The 18,087-nt window shown below is 40.8% G+C and carries 10 protein-coding genes; 9 read left to right on the top strand and 1 reads right to left on the bottom strand.

Features of this window, described 5'->3' with window-relative positions; all coding sequences use genetic code 11:
• Positions 1-16: 16 nt before the first annotated feature.
• The 8 genes from mglA to glyS all read left to right on the top strand — a co-directional run bounded on the left by mglA (position 17) and on the right by glyS (position 16,081).
• Positions 17-1,522 carry a galactose/methyl galactoside ABC transporter ATP-binding protein MglA gene (gene mglA / locus L4F91_RS09320; protein ID WP_395897877.1) on the top strand — a complete coding sequence of 502 codons (1,506 nt, stop codon included), beginning with the start codon at positions 17-19 and terminating at the stop codon, positions 1,520-1,522.
• An 18-nt stretch (positions 1,523-1,540) separates the two neighbouring features.
• Positions 1,541-2,551, top strand: coding sequence for a galactose/methyl galactoside ABC transporter permease MglC (gene mglC, locus L4F91_RS09315; protein ID WP_250351581.1), 1,011 nt, complete (start codon positions 1,541-1,543; stop codon positions 2,549-2,551).
• A 944-nt stretch (positions 2,552-3,495) separates the two neighbouring features.
• Positions 3,496-10,722 (top strand): YadA-like family protein, encoded by a 7,227-nt coding sequence (locus L4F91_RS09310; protein ID WP_395896135.1) that lies wholly within the window; start codon positions 3,496-3,498, stop codon positions 10,720-10,722.
• A gap of 201 nt (positions 10,723-10,923) precedes the next feature.
• Positions 10,924-11,832, top strand: a complete 909-nt coding sequence (gene glyQ, locus L4F91_RS09305) for a glycine--tRNA ligase subunit alpha (protein WP_395896134.1) — start codon at positions 10,924-10,926, stop codon at positions 11,830-11,832.
• A 25-nt stretch (positions 11,833-11,857) separates the two neighbouring features.
• Positions 11,858-12,475: a glutathione S-transferase family protein gene (locus tag L4F91_RS09300; protein ID WP_395896132.1), complete on the top strand. Its 618-nt coding sequence runs from the start codon at positions 11,858-11,860 to the stop codon at positions 12,473-12,475.
• A gap of 22 nt (positions 12,476-12,497) precedes the next feature.
• A complete protein-coding gene (locus L4F91_RS09295; RefSeq protein ID WP_395896131.1) occupies positions 12,498-12,767 on the top strand; it encodes a hypothetical protein in 270 nt (89 codons plus the stop codon).
• Positions 12,768-12,803: 36 nt separating this feature from the next.
• Positions 12,804-13,841 (top strand): YhcG family protein, encoded by a 1,038-nt coding sequence (locus L4F91_RS09290; RefSeq protein WP_395896129.1) that lies wholly within the window; start codon positions 12,804-12,806, stop codon positions 13,839-13,841.
• Positions 13,842-14,017: 176 nt separating this feature from the next.
• Positions 14,018-16,081 (top strand): glycine--tRNA ligase subunit beta, encoded by a 2,064-nt coding sequence (glyS, locus tag L4F91_RS09285; RefSeq protein ID WP_395896127.1) that lies wholly within the window; start codon positions 14,018-14,020, stop codon positions 16,079-16,081.
• Positions 16,082-16,200: 119 nt separating this feature from the next.
• On the opposite strand, the gene L4F91_RS09280 is transcribed toward glyS, so the two are convergent.
• Positions 16,201-16,629: an RrF2 family transcriptional regulator gene (locus tag L4F91_RS09280; protein WP_395896125.1), complete on the bottom strand. Its 429-nt coding sequence runs from the start codon at positions 16,627-16,629 to the stop codon at positions 16,201-16,203.
• A gap of 139 nt (positions 16,630-16,768) precedes the next feature.
• On the opposite strand from L4F91_RS09280, the gene hmpA reads away from it, so the two are divergent.
• Positions 16,769-17,968, top strand: coding sequence for an NO-inducible flavohemoprotein (hmpA, locus tag L4F91_RS09275; protein ID WP_395896123.1), 1,200 nt, complete (start codon positions 16,769-16,771; stop codon positions 17,966-17,968).
• Positions 17,969-18,087: the final 119 nt, after the last annotated feature.

Here is an 18,087-nt window from a genome sequence, read left to right as displayed (position 1 = left end):
GAAAGAACATACACCAATGCCACAACACCAAGGGATTTTACTGACAATGACCAATGTAAGTAAAACCTTCCCCGGTGTTAAAGCCCTAGATCGGGCAAATCTCACCGTCCGTTCACATTCTGTTCACGCCTTAATGGGAGAAAATGGGGCGGGCAAATCCACCTTACTTAAATGCCTATTTGGCATTTATGCCAAAGATGAAGGGGAAATTCTCTTTTTAAATCAACCTGTTAATTTTAAAACATCAAAAGAAGCGCTAGAAAATGGCATCTCAATGGTTCATCAAGAACTCAATTTAGTTCGGCAACGCAATGTAATGGATAATCTTTGGTTAGGACGCTATCCGCTAAAAGGCATTTTTGTCGATCACGTTAAAATGTATCACGATACCAAAGCGATTTTTGATGAATTGGATATTGATGTAGATCCAAAAGAAAAAGTGGCAAATCTCTCTGTTTCACAAATGCAAATGATTGAAATTGCAAAGGCTTTTTCTTACAACGCAAAAATTGTGATTATGGATGAACCCACTTCCTCCTTGTCAGAAAAAGAAGTGGAACATTTATTTAAAATCATCGAAAAACTCAAAGCACGAGGCTGTGGGATTATTTACATTTCGCACAAAATGGACGAAATTTTCAAAATTTGCGATGAAATCACTATTCTGCGTGATGGCAAATGGATCAACACCGTGCCAGTCAAAGGCAGTACAATGGACGAAATTGTGGCAATGATGGTAGGGCGTGAGCTAACTCAACGCTTTCCTGCAAAAACCAACACGCCACAAGAAGTCATTTTAGACGTGGAACATCTCACTGCACTCAATCAACCGTCTATTCAAGATGTGAGTTTTCAGCTTCGTAAAGGGGAAATTCTAGGGATTGCAGGGCTTGTAGGGGCAAAACGCACCGATATTGTGGAAACCATTTTCGGGGTACGCGAACGTAAAGCGGGTGAAATTAAATTGTACGGAAAAACAATGAAAAATCGCACCGCACTTGAAGCGATTAACAATGGTTTTGCTTTAGTTACAGAAGAACGTCGCTCTACGGGCATTTATGCCAACCTAAATATTGAATTTAACTCGTTGATTTCAAATATGAAATCCTATTTAGGTCGATTAGGTTTATTAAGTGGCAACAAAATGAAAAGCGACACCCAATGGGTGATTGATGCAATGAATGTGAAAACCCCTTCACACAAAACCACCATTGGTTCGCTGTCTGGCGGAAATCAACAAAAAGTGGTGATTGGGCGTTGGTTGCTCACCCAGCCAGAAATTTTAATGCTTGATGAACCCACTCGAGGCATTGATATTGGTGCAAAATTTGAAATTTACCAATTGATAATGGAACTTGCCAAAAAAGAGAAAGGCATCATTATGATTTCTTCCGAAATGCCCGAACTGTTAGGCGTAACCGACCGAATTTTAGTAATGAGTAACGGAAAAGTGGCGGGCATTGTAGAAACCGCCAAAACCTCACAAGAAGAAATTCTGCAACTTGCAGCGAAATATCTCTAATTTAGAAGGAAATGAATTATGTCAGCTTTAAAATCGAATAAATCGCTTGATTTCCTCAAACAAAATGCCATTTATTTTGTCCTCTTAGTCTTGCTTGGCATTATTATTATGCAAGATCCAAGCTTCTTAAGCTTACGAAATTTCAGTAATATTCTGACCCAATCTTCGGTTCGTTTAATTATTGCACTCGGTGTTGCAGGCTTATTGGTTACACAGGGAACCGACTTATCCGCTGGGCGTCAAGTGGGCTTGGCTGCGGTAATCTCTGCCACACTTCTGCAAGCAATGGATAATATGAACCGTGTTTTCCCTGATTTAGGTGAAATCCCGATTCCTGTGGTGATTTTAGTTGTCTGCTTTGTTGGCGCAATCATTGGCTTGGTCAATGGCGTAGTCATTGCTTACCTGAATGTTACCCCATTTATTGCCACAATGGGAACGATGATCATTGTTTATGGTATCAACTCGCTTTATTACGATGCCGTTGGTTCATCACCCATCGCGGGCTTTAATGAACAATTTTCAACTTTTGCTCAAGGTTTTTTCAGAATAGGAAGTTTCAAATTATCCTATATCACCATCTATGCAGCAATTTGTGCCGCTTTTGTTTGGGTGCTATGGAATAAAACGCGTTTTGGTAAAAATATTTTTGCCATTGGGGGAAATCCAGAAGCCGCTCGTGTGTCAGGGGTGAATGTAACCCGTAACCTTGTTGCCATTTATATGATTGCAGGAATATTTTACGCATTTGGGGGGATGCTGGAAGCAGGACGTATCGGCAGTGCAACCAATAACCTTGGTTTTATGTATGAACTTGATGCCATTGCAGCTTGTGTCGTGGGAGGTGTTTCTTTTGCAGGTGGGGTGGGTACCGTAATGGGCGTTATTACCGGCGTGCTTATCTTTACTGTCATCAATTATGGTTTAACCTACATCGGCGTAAACCCTTACTGGCAATATATTATCAAAGGGAGCATCATCATCTTCGCCGTCGCCATTGACTCGCTTAAATATGCGAAGAAAAAATAGCGACAGTGCAGAAAAAACTTGTGAAAAAACCACCGCACTTAATTCTTCTCTCTTTATAGATACCCCCTCCATGAGAGGGGATTTTCAATTGTACTATACGATCTAAATAGACGTTGATTGTGCTATCCCACAGGTAAGGACGGATCGATGTATCCGCCCGAAATAAGATGGATTTCATTCCACACCCAAAGGGCAGACACATAGGTCTGCTCCTACATTGGTGCAACAATTCTGGTTATTAAAACAAAAGAGAACCATACGATTTGATTTTATGAACAATAAGGTGCTATCCCATAGGTAGGGACGGATCGATGTATCCGCCCGAAATAGATGGATTTCATTCCACACCCAACGGGCAGACACATAGGTCTGCCCCTACATTGCTGCAACAATTCTGGTTATTGAAACAAAAGAGAATCATACGATTTGATTTTATGAACAATAAGGTGCTATCCCACAGATAGGGACGGATCGATGTATCCGCCCAAAATAATATGGATTTCATTTCACACCCAACGGGCAGACACATCGGTCTGCCCCTACATTAAATATGTGAAGCAATGTTGCATTAGCATTGTGGTTATCGGGCAAATCTTTAATGAATGCTACATTATTACGGTCAAGCAGCTTGAACATTTTGCTTAGGTAATAATTTATCTTGTTATAAATTTTCTATTTCTCCCAATCCTTTTTTGAAGAAAAATAACTTTTTTGTAGATTTAATTGTTGATTGTTATAAATGGCTGCTTAAAAAGTGCAATAAGTTATAAGAACTTCTTTTCAATCATTAACGTGGGGTTACTTTACATTAAATTTACAATTAATTACGCTAAATTGGTTAGTAATATAGCGGTTTTATGCTATATTTGCATCCTGAAATTTTTATCTTTGTTCGTTTTTTAAACGATAGTTGTTTCTTCACTAACCAAAATTAGGTATAACTTATGAATAAAATATTCCGTATTATTTGGAACCACGCTCAGCAAAATTGGGTTGTAACCTCAGAATTAGCTTCTCGACAAGGCAAATCAAACAGCCTTGTGGATTCTTCCATTCAGCCAACAAAATCAAGCAAAAATTTCTTTTTAAATCTTATTTCATTAAGTGTATTAATGAGCTTACCCCTTGCCGCAAATGCCTATGTGGCAATTGGGGGAACAGCACAATATAGCGGAACCGCACAACAAAATGCGGGAATGGCAATAATTAATAATCAGCAGAAAAGTTTGACTGCAACTGCAAGTGATGACTTTGGACATAATGCTCTCAATTATAATAACCCAGGGAATTTAAGTTATGCAGATCCAAATTTAATTGATCCTACAGGACGTTATTCAGGGAATTTAATTTCAGCAACAGGAATAGCTATCGGTGCGGGTGCAAATGCTATGTTTGATAGACGTTTTAATTTAAACGCAACGGGATCTTCAGGCATTGCCATTGGCGATTATTCTAAAGCCAGCGGACCATTAAGCTTTGCGTTAGGGGCATATTCTATTGGTTCAGAAGTGGGGGCTACTGCGATTGGTACAGCCTCTCGTGCATCAGGCTTTAACTCTTTAGCAATGATGCGTCAATCTGCCGCAACTAATGATTATGCAATGGCAATTGGTACGGTTTCTTGGGCTTCAGGTAAGGGAAGCCTTGCAATGGGGCAATCTTCTCAAGCTGCGGGCGATCGTGCTATTGCTATCGGTAGTGCAGATGTTATTGGCGGTACAGATGTTGGTGGCGCACGCGTAACCAATTACGATGCGAATACCAACACACAAGCCTTAGGCGATCGTTCTATTGCCTTTGGGGCTAAAGCGCGTACTGCACAAACTGCTACTGACGCGGTGGCTTTAGGTTCAGAAGCTAACGCCCTTTCACGTGCCGATATGGCAATGGGGCTTGGTGCGGTGGCAAATGGCACAACTACTAATAATACTGCAGCAATGACTAATACAAATGTTCAGAGGGAAATAGCCTCAGCAGCAGTGGCAGTGGGTGCAGGGGCTAATGCCACAGGGCGTAATGCTGTTGCGATCGGTGCAGGGGCAGAAGCCAGTACAGCAGGTTTGCCTGATAGCCTAGCTTCGCAAAACCGTGCAGATAATGTTGCTGTTGGGGCGGCAGCACAAGCCGCTTATAACGCTGTGGCAAGTGGTTTTAAATCGAAAGCTACAGGGATAGGCTCTGTTGCAATTGGTTCAAGTGCCAAAGCAGATGCAGAGTATATGATTGCTATTGGAGTCAATGCAGGTCAAGGTGGCGCCACAGAGAAGAACAAAAAGAATAACAACGGAATTGCCATTGGTAACGGTGCCGGTAAAAATGCGATATCAGGCACAGAAAACGTAGCAATTGGTCGAAACGCAGGGGCGAATGTTGAGGGTAACACAAACTATGCCATTGGTGTCAGCGCGGGGAATAATGTTAAAGGTGCTGATAACTTTGCTGCCATTATCAACGCAGGGCAAAATGTTGAAGGAAGCCAAAATATCGCATTAGGCTATTATTCAGGACAATATATCAAAGGTAGCTCCAATATCGCCATTGGTAAAAATGCGGGTAAATATACCGAAGCAGAAAAATTAACATCGAATAATAACATCGCCATTGGTACAGACACCAAAGCCAACCCGGGGACAAACGGCAATGCAGCAACCGCAGTTGGTGCTAACGCAAACGCATTGGCAAATGCCGCGACTGCATTAGGGGTTTCTGCACAAGCATTAGGTGTGGCATCTGTGGCAATTGGGGAAGCTGCTTTAGCTTCTGCGGGAGCGCCTATTACTGCGGGTTCACCTATTACAACAGGTGGAACTACTGCCGTAGGGCGTCAGTCTAAAGCAACCGCTGGTTCGGCTTCCGCCTTTGGTTCCAATGCCAATGCGAGCGGTGAAGGAGCAACCGCATTAGGGAATGCATCTTCTGCTTCGGGTAAATATGCAGTAGCAAGTGGCGTACAGTCAAATGCATCAGGTATTCAATCAACCGCAATTGGGCGTGCAGCAAAAGCAACCGCAAATGACACAATCGCCATTGGTTCAAGTGCGCAAGGTACTGCTGAAAATGCCATTGCTTTGGGGATTAACGCACAAGCTTTAGCCGCAAATGCCATTTCTATTGGTAACGGCAACGTAGTTACGGGGCAAAACTCTGGGGCGATTGGGGATCCAACAACCATTACAGGCGCTGGCACCTATTCTCTCGGTAATAACAACGGCACGATTGCATCAAGCGGTTCTGGTGTATTCGGTAATGATAATAATCTTGCGGCAGCTAGTGATAATAACCGTGTAATTGGCAATAATAATACGCTACAAAATAATGCAAGTGGCGATATGGTAATGGGCGCGCGTAATATAGTTTCAGCGACTGATAGTGAAATTATTGGTAACTCAAATACGGTTCAAGGCAAACAAGTGGGGGTGTTTGGTGATAGCAATATTCTCACTAATAATGCAGGAAAAAGTCGTATTCTGGGTAATAATAACTCTATAAATGGACAAGAGGCTTTTGTTCTCGGTAATAATGTTAAAGTGCAAAAAGATAAAGCTGGAACAAGTGCAAGAGCGATCGGTATTGGTAGTAATGCTACGGTAAATGACAATGATTCTATTGCAATTGGTACTAGCTCTCATACTGATGGTAATTTTGTTACTGCAATTGGTAATAAAGCAAGTGCAAGTGGCGATCAGGCAGTTGCCGTTGGTTCAAATACACTTGCTACCAAATCATCTACTGCTTTAGGACAAGAGGCGCAAGCAACAGGAAATGTTGCATTAGCTGTAGGCGCAGGAGCAAAAGCCACGGGCAATAACTCAATGGCAGTGGGACAATATAGCCAGGCAGTAGGAGCTTCTAGCACAGCAGTTGGGCAGGGAGCGTTAACTAGTGAAAATAATGCTGCGGCATTAGGTTTTCAAGCTAAAGCTGAAAGAACGGGGGCGCTTGCACTGGGTTATAACGCACAAGCAACTTTAGCAGGCGCTGTTGCATTAGGTGAAGGAAGTAATACGGCAGCGGCAGCAGTTAAAACCTCAAGTGCGAAAGTGAATGGTATTACTTACTCAGGCTTTGCTGGCGATAAAATTGGAAGCGCTCGTGTTGTTTCTGTGGGAACAACGGAAGAAGGTAAGCAACGTCAAATCAAAAATGTGGCAGCTGGGCAAGTTACTGCTAGTTCAACCGATGCGATTAATGGTTCGCAACTCTATATGGTGGCGAATACGGTTGGCAATATTGCAAACAGTGTGCAAACAGTTTTAGGAGGAAATGCCGCGATTGATCCTAATACGGGCAATATTACGATGAACAATATTGGCGGAACGGGTAAAAACACTATTGATGAAGCAATTAAAGCCACAAAAACGCATTATTATAGTGTAGGTGCTAATAATCCTAATGATGAAAATTATAATAATGATGGTGCAACAGGAGTTGATGCTATTGCAGCAGGAGTAAGAGCTCGAGCTACCGGTAAGGGGGATATTGCTGTAGGGGAGAGTGCTTTTGCTGAGTCTGGTAGCGATATTGATGATCAAGCTGCTGTCGCTGTTGGCTATCAGGCAAAAGCAACAAAGATTGGTGCAGTTGCAATTGGCCCTGTAGCACAGGCTAAAGCTAATAATATGGTTTCTATGGGATACTCAGCGGGAAGCGATAGTACTGCTCCAAATAGTGTTTGGATTGGTGTGAATGCAGGAAATTCTGCTTCGGGAATATCAAATATAGGAATTGGAGACTCCGCTGGCTCAGGGATTGGCGATAATTCTAACTATAATGTTGCAATGGGAGTTTCTGCTGGTGGGGGAATCAACGGTTCAAATAACCTTGCTTTAGGCACTTCAACTGGTAGTACACTAACTGGTAATGATAATGTTGCCTTAGGTAATGCAGCAGGGGCTAATTTAAATGGTAGTAATAATATTGCGATTGGTCGTCAAGCAGGTACAGCCGTTGTTGTAAATGATGATCCTAATGAGCTAATATTTAAATCGGGTGCTTCTGATACGCGTGAAGTAAGCGACTCAATTAGTTTAGGAAATAATGCTCAGGCCTTAAAAGATAAAGCGGTTGCCATTGGCTTGGATAGCCAAGCGAAAAATGAGAATGATATTGCATTAGGTGCGGGGGCAATCAGCGAAACTGCGGTTGGAACAACAGAGGCAGTTATAAATGGTATTACCTATGATGGCTTTGCAGGAACTTCACCAATTGCAACATTAAGTATTGGCTCAGCTAGTAAGGAACGTACTATCACGAATGTTGCAGCAGGACGCATTAGCAAAGATTCAACTGATGCGATTAACGGCTCGCAACTTTATGCAGTGGCAGGTAACATTACTGATGCAACTAAAGGTGGTGGTTTTATTCTAACAGATGACAATAATGAAAAAGTTTCACAAGACTTAGGTCATTCTATCCAGTTGAAAGGTGAGAAAGGAATTACAGTTACTGCAAATGAACCGGGTAAACAGCTTAAAATTGGTCTTGGCAATGAGATTACCATTGGGGATCCTGAAAACCCATCAAATCCTAATGCTCCGAAAAAGGCAGGCACAATAAATGTGGTTGGAAAAGATGGTAAGAATGGCGTATCCATTAAAGGCGATACAGGCAATGACGGTAAACCAGGTATCAGTATTGCTGGTAAAGATGGTGCAAATGGCGTAACCTTAACGACAAAAACAGATGGTACACCAGATGTTTCTGGAGAATCAACTAAACCTCGCTTAGAAGTGAATAACGAGGAAGTAGCGACCTTGAATGATGGCTTGAAATTCCAAGGTAATAATGACACAACTGCAGCAATTCAGAAAAAACTGAATGAGACCTTAACCATCAAAGGGGGGAATGCGGGAGATGATGTTTCTGCTACTAATATGTATGTAGAAAACAGCGGTTCTGAGTTAATCATCAAGATGGCAAAAGCGCTAACTGACTTGACGAGTGCAACATTTACAACCCCAGATGGTAATACAACTGTTGTCAATAATAATGGGGTGACGATTACACCAAAAGATGGTCAGAAAAAACCTGTATCTTTAACGGATGCTGGCTTAGATAACGGTGGCAACCAAATCACAAATGTAGCAAGCGGTGGTGACGTAGATACTAACGCAGCGAATATTGGTGATTTGAAAAATGCAACCAGCAACCTTGTGAACACAGGTTTCAATATCGCAGCAGATAATGGAAATGAAGACAATGTGAAATTAGGAGAAACAGTGAAATTCACCGACCCTAATGGAAATATTGTGACTACTGTGGCAGATAATGAAATCAAATTTGCGTTAAATAAAGATTTAACGGTAGGTGGTGACAAGGAGCCAGGAACCATTACGGTGAAAGGTGAAAACGGTAAAGACGGCGTAAGCCTCAACGGTAAAGACGGTTCAATCGGCTTGAATGGTAAAGATGGTGCAAGCGGCACAATTACCGTGAAACAAGGTAAGCCGGGCGTTGATGGTAAAGATGGCGAACAGAAACCGCGTTTAGACATCAATGGTGAAGACGTTGCGACCTTAAACGATGGCTTGAAATTTGCTGGGGACAAAGGCGATACCTTGATTAAGAAACTGAATGAAACAGTGACAATCAAAGGTAAAGCTCAGGCAGATGCTGATGTAACAGACAAAAACCTTCGTGTAGATAGCGAAAATGGTGAGCTTGTTATCAAAATGGCAAAAGCCCTGACAGATTTTACCAGTGTTGCAACAGGCGATACCTTGATGGATAACAATGGTGTAACTATCAATAATGGTAAAGCAGGTAAGCCAGTTAGCTTAACGAAAGATGGCTTAGATAACGGCGGTAACAAAATTACTAATGTTGATGATGGTAAAGCACCAACAGATGCTGTAAATGTAAGCCAACTAGAGAAAGCACAAAAAGCCGCTACAACAAAAGTGGTTGAAGGTAAAAACATTAAAGTCACTGAAACAAAAAATACTGACGGTAGCAAAACCTATACAGTTGCGACTGCAGATGATCTTGATGTGAATAGCGTAAAAGCTGGTGATACGGTATTGAATAAACAGGGTGTGAAAGCTGGCGATACTGTACTGAATAAAGACGGTGTTAAAGTTGGCGATAACGTTGCTCTCACCAAAGATGGCTTGAAAGTGGGAAATGTGAATATCTCAACTAATGGTATCAATGCAGGTAACAAGAAAGTAACTGGTGTTGCCAAGGGTGATATTAGTGCAACAAGTCAAGATGCAATAAACGGTAGTCAGCTCTACGCTGTTCAACAAGAAGCGAAAGCGGCGAAAACAGAAGTTGAAGCTGGTGATAATATTGAAGTAACTTCAAAAACTGGTGATGATGGTCAAACTGTTTATACTGTTGCAACTAAGAAAGAGGTAAACTTTGATAAGGTTAATGTTGGTGGTGTGAGCATTAAAGATACTGGAATTAACGCAGGTAACAAAAAAGTAACAGGCGTATTAGACGGCAATATTAATGCGAATAGCACTGATGCAGTAAATGGTAGTCAATTACACGAAACTAACCAAAATGTAGCAAAAAATGCTGCAAATATTGCAAACAACACTGCAACGATCAACAAGGGCTTGAATTTTACGGCTGATGATGGTCAAACACTTAACCGTAAATTAGGTGATACAGTCGCTGTTAATGGTGATGAAAATATTAAAACTTCTGTAACCTCTTCAGGTGTGAAAGTTGCATTAAATAAAAACCTTAAAGTTGATAGTATCACTGCGGGTAACACCGTTGTGAATAACGAGGGGGTAACCATTGGCAGTGGCAATAATGCGGTAAGCTTAACGCAAAATGGCTTGAATAATGGTGGTAATCGAATTACTAACGTGGCACCAGGTACCGCGCCAACAGATGCAGTAAATGTGGCACAGCTTAGCAATGTTGCGAACCATCTTGATAATAAAGTCAATAAAGTTGCTGGCGATATGAAACGTATGGATAAAAAACTCCGTGCAGGTATCGCAGGTGCAGCGGCATTAGGTATGTTGCCTCAACCAACGAGACCGGGTAAATCAATGGTTTCTGTGGGTGGTACAACTTACCGCAACGAGTCAGCAGTGGCGTTAGGTGTTTCTCGTGTATCTGACAATGAGAAATGGGTGATTAAAGTTGGTGCATCGGCAAATACGCGCAATAACTACATTGTGGGTGGTTCTGTCGGCTATCAATGGTAATCATTTGAAAATTGTACCGCACTTTAGTTTTGTTTAATTTATAAAGTGCGGTGAGATTTTTGTTGTTTTTAAGCCCTACATATTGTAGGGCTTATTTTTTGTCTGAATTTCCTTGAGAGAAGATTATTCTAAACTAGGATAATTTCCCATAATCCAGTACAATAGCCCCATTTCGTTTACTTAATTTGAATAAAGCTAGCTATGAATACAAAATTTGATGTAAAAACCTTTCAAGGTATGATCCTTGCCCTACAAGCTTATTGGGCAGAGCAAGGTTGTACTATTGTGCAACCTTTTGATATGGAAGTGGGCGCGGGGACTTCTCACCCAATGACTGCATTACGTGCTATAGGGCCTGAGCCAATGGCATTTGCTTATGTACAACCTTCACGCCGTCCGACAGATGGGCGTTATGGCGAAAATCCAAACCGTTTACAGCATTATTACCAATTCCAAGTGGTGATTAAACCTTCCCCTGATAACATTCAAGAGCTTTATCTTGGCTCATTAAAAATGCTTGGTTTTGATCCAACACAACACGATATTCGTTTTGTGGAAGATAACTGGGAAAACCCAACCCTTGGTGCATGGGGCCTAGGCTGGGAAGTATGGCTAAATGGTATGGAAGTCACCCAATTTACCTATTTCCAACAAGTCGGTGGTTTAGAATGTCGCCCAGTTACGGGGGAAGTTACCTACGGTTTAGAGCGTTTAGCGATGTATATTCAAGGTGTGGATAGTGTCTATGACTTGGTGTGGTCAGACGGTGCTTTAGGCAAAACAACTTATGGCGATGTGTTTCATCAAAACGAAGTAGAGCAATCCACTTACAACTTTGAATACGCTGATATTGATTTCTTATTCAACGCCTTTGAGCAATATGAAAAAGAAGCACAAGAGCTATTAGCACTGGAAAAACCATTGCCATTGCCTGCTTACGAACGCATTTTAAAAGCGGCACACAGCTTTAACTTGTTGGACGCACGCAAAGCCATTTCCGTCACTGAACGCCAACGCTATATTTTACGAATCCGTGCTTTAACTAAAGGCGTGGCAGAGGCATATTATGCCAGCCGTGAGGCGTTAGGTTTTCCTGGTTGTAAAAAATAATTTTAGAGAATTAAGGAGAGGGAAAATGAAACTTTGGTATTCCACGACGAGTTCATTTGCTCGTAAAGCGGTTGCTACATTGAAATATCATCAACTTGAAGAACAAGTTGAATTATTGAGAATTACTAATTCATTTGATTCTAACTCTCCACATAATCAAGATAATCCGCTAGGGAGAATTCCTGCATTACAAATGGAAAATGGTGAATGGCTATTTGGTAGTTTGTTAATTAGCCAATATTTAGATAGCATAGGTTCACAACCAACATTATTTCCGATAAATGCTAAACGTTGGCAAGTCTTGCAGTTACATTCTTTAGTTGAAGGGATTTTAGAGAATACCACGCCAACCATTGTTGCCGAACGCCGTTTTCGTCCACAAAATGAATGGTGGACAAGCAGACATCAGCAATTAATGGAAAGAAATATTCGTACATTTAAGCAATTAGAACAGAAATTAGCAACATTTGGTGACGAAATTAATATCGGTACATTAAGTGCGGTGTGTTTAATTGATTGGTGGCAATTTCGCATAGATGGCACAGGTTTCAATTTAGTGCAACACTTCCCTAATTTAGTAGAATGGGCGGCAAAAATGAATGAAAAATATATATTTTTACAAACAACAAAACCAACAATATAAGATTTTGTGTTAGGAGTAGCATATGACAAAACCCGTGTTATTTTTCGCCGAAACTTGCCCTGATACCGCCCCTTTTGTGGCACGCTTGCAAGAATTAGGTGTGCAATATGAAGCGGTGGAAATACAATCTTCATTAGGTAACCTCAAACGTTTTCTTGCTTTGCGTGATAGCCGTGCAGAGTTTGAAGCAGTGAAAGCGCGCGGAGCGATTGGCATTCCTGCGTTGTTATTAGATAACGGCGATGTTGTGCTAGAAATTGAAAAATTGGCTGACGTTTTGCAAAGTAAGTGATAGCTAAAAGTGCGGTAAGTTTTGCAGGAGTTTTAAATGAAAAAAGAAAACCACATAGCAATCAACGAACAGCAATTAGTGGGTGAAATTAGCCAACTTATTCAAACCAGTAAACAGCGTGTTGCGGTAACAGTCAATGCGGAACTTACCTTACTTTATTGGCATATTGGACAGCGGATTAATCAATATATTCTCAATAATGAACGGGCGGAATATGGCAAGGAAGTGGTTAAAAACTTGTCTAAAAGCCTAACGGAGCAATTTGGCAAAGGTTGGGGACGATCTCATCTTAATTATTGCATCAAATTTGCCGAAACATTTGATGATTTGGAAATTGTCCACGCACTGCGTGGAAAATTAAGTTGGACACATTTCAAAGCATTAATTTATATTGATGATCCGCTCAAACGCGATTTTTATGCAACGATGGCGGCACAAGAGCGTTGGAGTACAAGAACACTAGAAGAGCGTATTGGTTCTTTGCTATTTGAACGCACGGCAATATCGAAAAAGCCTGATGAAACCATTAGCCAAGAATTAACCTTATTGAGAGAAAAAGGCGAATATAATCAGTCGCTTGTGCTGAAAGATCCGTATGTCTTGGATTTTTTAGATCTCAATGATCGTTATTTAGAAAAAGATCTCGAAGATGCGATTTTAAGAGAAGTTGAACAATTTCTTTTAGAATTAGGTGCTGGTTTTACTTTTATCGCACGGCAGAAAAGAATTCAAATTGATAATGATGATTTCTATATTGATTTGTTGTTCTATAATCGTAAATTAAAACGCTTAATTGCCATTGAATTAAAAACCGAAGCGTTTAAACATTCACATAAAAGCCAAATGGAACTTTATTTGGCGTGGCTTGCAAAATATGAACAAGAAGAAGGGGAAAATCCTCCTCTGGGTATTATTTTATGTACTTCTAAAAAGCAGGAACAAGTTGAATTATTAGATTTAAAGCAATCGGATATTCATATCGCTGAATATATGACGGTGTTACCGAGCAAAGAAATATTAGCACAGCGATTGCATTTAGCGGTAGAAAAAGCAAAATTGCGGTTTAATGACTGATTAAGAAACGATGATGACATAATTAACCAATACGGGTTTATTACAGCAAATCAGTCAAATTATTGAACAGGCACGTCATCAGGTTCGCCAAACGGTAAAGTTAGAAAAACAGCTTGAAAAAGCAAGACAAGAGAGCCTAAAACTTAATTAAATTAAAATGTAATTAGAGAAACAAAATGACAAAAAATTTCCTCGCCGAAATCGGCACAGAAGAGCTACCACCGAAGGCTCTGAAAAAATTAGCGGTGGCATTTAAAGAGAATGTGGAGCAAGAGCTTCATCAAGCAGGTTTAGCCTTTGATGAAGTTCAGTGGTTTGCCACCCCACGCCGTTTAGCGGTGAAAGTGTTGGGATTAGTGGAAGCACAGCCAAGTAAAGAAGTGGAAAAACGTGGGCCGGCAATCTCGGCTGCTTTTGATGCAGAAGGCAAGCCAACCAAAGCCGCAGAAGGCTGGGCGCGTGGTTGTGGTATTAGTGTGGAACAGGCGGATCGTTTGGTAACTGATAAAGGCGAATGGTTAGTCCATCGTGCGGTGATTGAAGGTCAGCCAACTAAAAATCTTCTGCTTGGTATTATCAGCAATGCCCTTGCGAAATTGCCTATTCCAAAAACGATGCGTTGGGGAGATAAAAGCGAGCAATTTGTTCGTCCTGTGCATACCGTAACCCTGTTATTGGGAGATGAGCTGATTGCAGGCGAAATTCTTGGTGTTGCCAGTGGTAAAACCATTCGTGGACACCGTTTTTTAGGTGAGCAAGAATTTACCATTGAAAATGCCGATCAGTATCCGCAAATTTTAGAACAAAAAGGCAGTGTCATCGCGGATTTTGAACGCCGTAAAGCGATTATTTTGGAAAATTCACAACAAAAAGCCACCGCACTTGGTGGTGTAGCGGATATTGAAGAAAGTTTACTTGACGAAGTTACCGCATTAGTAGAATTTCCAAATGTGCTGACCGCGAAATTTGAAGAACGTTTTCTTGCTGTGCCAGCAGAAGCCTTGGTTTATACAATGAAAGGGGATCAAAAATATTTCCCAATTTACGATAAAAACGGCAAATTACTACCGCACTTTATTTTTGTTTCTAATATTAATCCAGACGATCCAAGTAAGATTATTGAAGGAAATGAAAAAGTGGTACGCCCACGTTTAACTGACGCAGAATTCTTCTTCAAAACCGATTTAAAACAGCGTTTAGAAGATAATCTACCTCGTTTGAAAACCGTCTTGTTCCAACAGCAGCTCGGGACGTTATTTGATAAAACACAACGTATTGAAAAACTGAGCGGTGAAATTGCGGCACAAATAGGTGCTGATGTAAGCAAAGCAGAGCGTGCAGGCTTACTATCAAAATGTGATTTAATGACCAATATGGTGTTTGAATTTACTGATACACAAGGTGTAATGGGAATGCATTATGCACGTCATGATGGTGAAGATGAAGAGGTGGCCGTTGCGTTAAATGAGCAATATATGCCACGTTTTGCCGGTGATGAATTACCGCATTCCTTAGTGGCCTGTTCCGTGGCATTAGCGGATAAATTAGACACCTTAACGGGGATTTTTGGCATTGGTCAGCATCCAAAGGGCGATAAAGATCCATTTGCTTTACGCCGTGCGGCATTGGGTGTGTTACGTATCATTGTAGAGAAAAAATTACCTCTTGATTTAACCGATTTAGTGCAAAAATCCACCGCACTTTTCGGCGATAAATTAACCAATGGCAATGTTGTAGAGGATGTTGTGGACTTTATGCTAGGTCGCTTCCGTGCTTGGTATCAAGAAGAAGGCATCGCTGTTGATGTCATTCAAGCAGTACTTGCCCGTCGCCCTACCCGTCCTGCTGATTTTGATGCGCGAGTAAGAGCAGTGGCACATTTCCGTACCCTTGAGGCAGCGGAAGCCTTAGCCGCCGCGAATAAGCGTGTAAGCAATATTTTGGCCAAAGCAGAGGGTGAAATTGGTGAAATCCAGTTAGATCGTTGTGTTGAGCCAGAAGAAAAAGCATTAGCGCAAAGCGTACTCGCGTTACAAAGTGAAGTGCAACCACTTATTGCGCAGGGAGACTACGTGGCGGTGTTAGATAAATTGGCAAATTTACGCCAGCCAGTGGATAACTTCTTTGAGAAAGTAATGGTAAACGCCGAAGATCCGCAACTTCGCCAAAATCGTTTAGCCATTCTGAAAACCTTGCAAGGGTTATTCTTACAAGTAGCAGATATTTCTTTATTGCAATAACTTGTCTTTTTAATGTCGCCCCGCTTTCTAAAGTGCGGGGCTTTTTTTCTAAATTTTTCTAAAAAAATCACCGCACTTTAAATTATCCATAAGCAGGTTATATCCCTATCTTATTGATATTACAGATAAGAAATAAAAGGAATGTTGCCTTGTGAAGAATGACTAATGACTTTCCGTAATGGATACTGATTCAGACTTTGGTAAAACTGTTCTAACGCATTATCAAGTAAATGTTTCAGTTGGCATTGGGGCTGTAATCCACATTTTGGTGAGAGGCAATTTACAAGAGGATCATTGCCTTGAAAAGTGCGTAGCATTTCACCGAGAGGAAGATCAAGCGTATTTTCTGCTAAGCGAATTCCACCCCCTTTACCGCGACTAGTGATGAGCCATTGCTGTTTCGCCATAAAATGCACAATTTTCACTAAATGATTTTGTGAGAGTTGAAGGGCATTAGCAAGGCTTGCGATTGTGTGGCTTTGCGCTTGCTGACGAGCAAGGTAAATTAACACACGGAAACCATAATCAGTAAATTTATTAATTTGCATTTCAACTCCTTAGGTGGATTATTGTAGTCTATTTCACCACTTCTCGCTAGATTATCGCGTATTCATAAATAATCGCTTGCCAGCCTAACATTAAAAATGTATTTTAAATACATTTTTAATAAACGAAAAAGGAATGTTTATGTCATTAACAGCAAATCAAATTGAATTAGTGAAAGCGACTGTGCCAGTGCTACGTGAAAATGGTGTTGCACTGACTTCTTATTTTTACAACAGAATGCTGACCAATCATCCAGAATTAAAACAAGTATTTAATCTTGGTCATCAACGTAGTGGCGCACAAGCCCGTTCTTTAGCTAATGCGGTATTAGCTTATGCAGAAAATATTGAAAATCCCGCTGTGTTATTGCCTGCCGTTGAATTAATGGCACATAAACACGTGAGTTTGGATATTCAAGCACCTGACTATGCTATTGTAGGTAACAACTTACTTCATTCTATTAGTGAAGTGTTGCAAATTTCAATGGACGATCCATTAATTGAAGCTTGGACTGCGGCTTATAACCAATTAGCAGATATTCTGATTAGCACAGAAAAAGCCATTTATGATGAACACCAACAAACAAAAGGAAGCTGGTTAGGTTGGCGTAAATTTAAAATTGCGAAAAAAGTAGCAGAAAGCAGTGAAATTACGTCTTTTTATTTACAGCCTGTCGATGGGGGCGCATTGCCAACTTATAAAGCGGGGCAATATATTTCAGTGCGTGTTTTTGTCGAAGAATTAGGGTTAAAACAACCTCGTCAATATACGCTTTCAGATAATCCAAAAACAGATTATTTACGTATTTCTGTAAAACGTGAAGATCCAAAAGGTGAACTTGCAGGCGGTTGGGTTTCAAACACCTTGCATCAGTTAAAAGAAGGCGATGAGATTGAAGCCACTGCTCCAACAGGTAATTTCTTCTTGGTTGATAGCCATAAGCCGAATGTATTTATTAGTGGTGGTGTTGGCTTAACCCCTATGATTGCAATGCTTAACCAGCTTGTAGAACAAAATGTACCTGAAAAAGTAAGCTTTATCCACGCCTGTCGTAATGCTGATGTGCATGCTATGAAAAATCATATTGATAGTGTAAAAGCACAGTATCCAAATGTCAGTACGTTTACTGTCTATGAAGTGGAAGACGAACAAGCTGATGCAACAGGTCGTCTAAATTTAAGCCAAATTCCAACCGCACTTTTACCTAAAGAGGCGGATTACTATTTATGCGGTCCAATGGCATTTATGCAAGCACAGTACAATGCTTTAGTTGAGTTAGGCGTGCCAGTAGCGCAAATTCATTTTGAGGCATTTAATACGGGCGGTGTCAAGTTAGACTAATATTTAGCGTTAATACAGAAATAGGGCTGGATAGGAATATCTAGCCTTATTTTTTATAGCTGATTTATCTGGTTATAAAAAATGGTATGTTATTTATCTATTGTATGGGACGAAAGAGC

This window comes from Avibacterium sp. 20-126 (assembly GCF_044358625.1).
Classification (GTDB): Bacteria; Pseudomonadota; Gammaproteobacteria; order Enterobacterales; family Pasteurellaceae; genus Avibacterium.
The sequence above is the reverse complement of the archived record's forward strand: the minus strand, read 5'-3'. Positions and strand labels throughout refer to the sequence as shown.

Excerpts from the sequence above, each read along its gene's own strand:
- L4F91_RS09280 (WP_395896125.1), bottom strand. The coding sequence starts at position 16,629 with ATGCAAATTAATAAATTTACTGATTATGGTTTCCGTGTGTTAATTTAC.
- mglA (WP_395897877.1), top strand. The coding sequence starts at position 17 with ATGCCACAACACCAAGGGATTTTACTGACAATGACCAATGTAAGTAAA.
- glyS (WP_395896127.1), top strand. The coding sequence starts at position 14,018 with ATGACAAAAAATTTCCTCGCCGAAATCGGCACAGAAGAGCTACCACCG.
- mglC (WP_250351581.1), top strand. The coding sequence starts at position 1,541 with ATGTCAGCTTTAAAATCGAATAAATCGCTTGATTTCCTCAAACAAAAT.
- L4F91_RS09290 (WP_395896129.1), top strand. The coding sequence starts at position 12,804 with ATGAAAAAAGAAAACCACATAGCAATCAACGAACAGCAATTAGTGGGT.
- hmpA (WP_395896123.1), top strand. The coding sequence starts at position 16,769 with ATGTCATTAACAGCAAATCAAATTGAATTAGTGAAAGCGACTGTGCCA.
- L4F91_RS09295 (WP_395896131.1), top strand. The coding sequence starts at position 12,498 with ATGACAAAACCCGTGTTATTTTTCGCCGAAACTTGCCCTGATACCGCC.
- glyQ (WP_395896134.1), top strand. The coding sequence starts at position 10,924 with ATGAATACAAAATTTGATGTAAAAACCTTTCAAGGTATGATCCTTGCC.
- L4F91_RS09310 (WP_395896135.1), top strand. The coding sequence starts at position 3,496 with ATGAATAAAATATTCCGTATTATTTGGAACCACGCTCAGCAAAATTGG.
- L4F91_RS09300 (WP_395896132.1), top strand. The coding sequence starts at position 11,858 with ATGAAACTTTGGTATTCCACGACGAGTTCATTTGCTCGTAAAGCGGTT.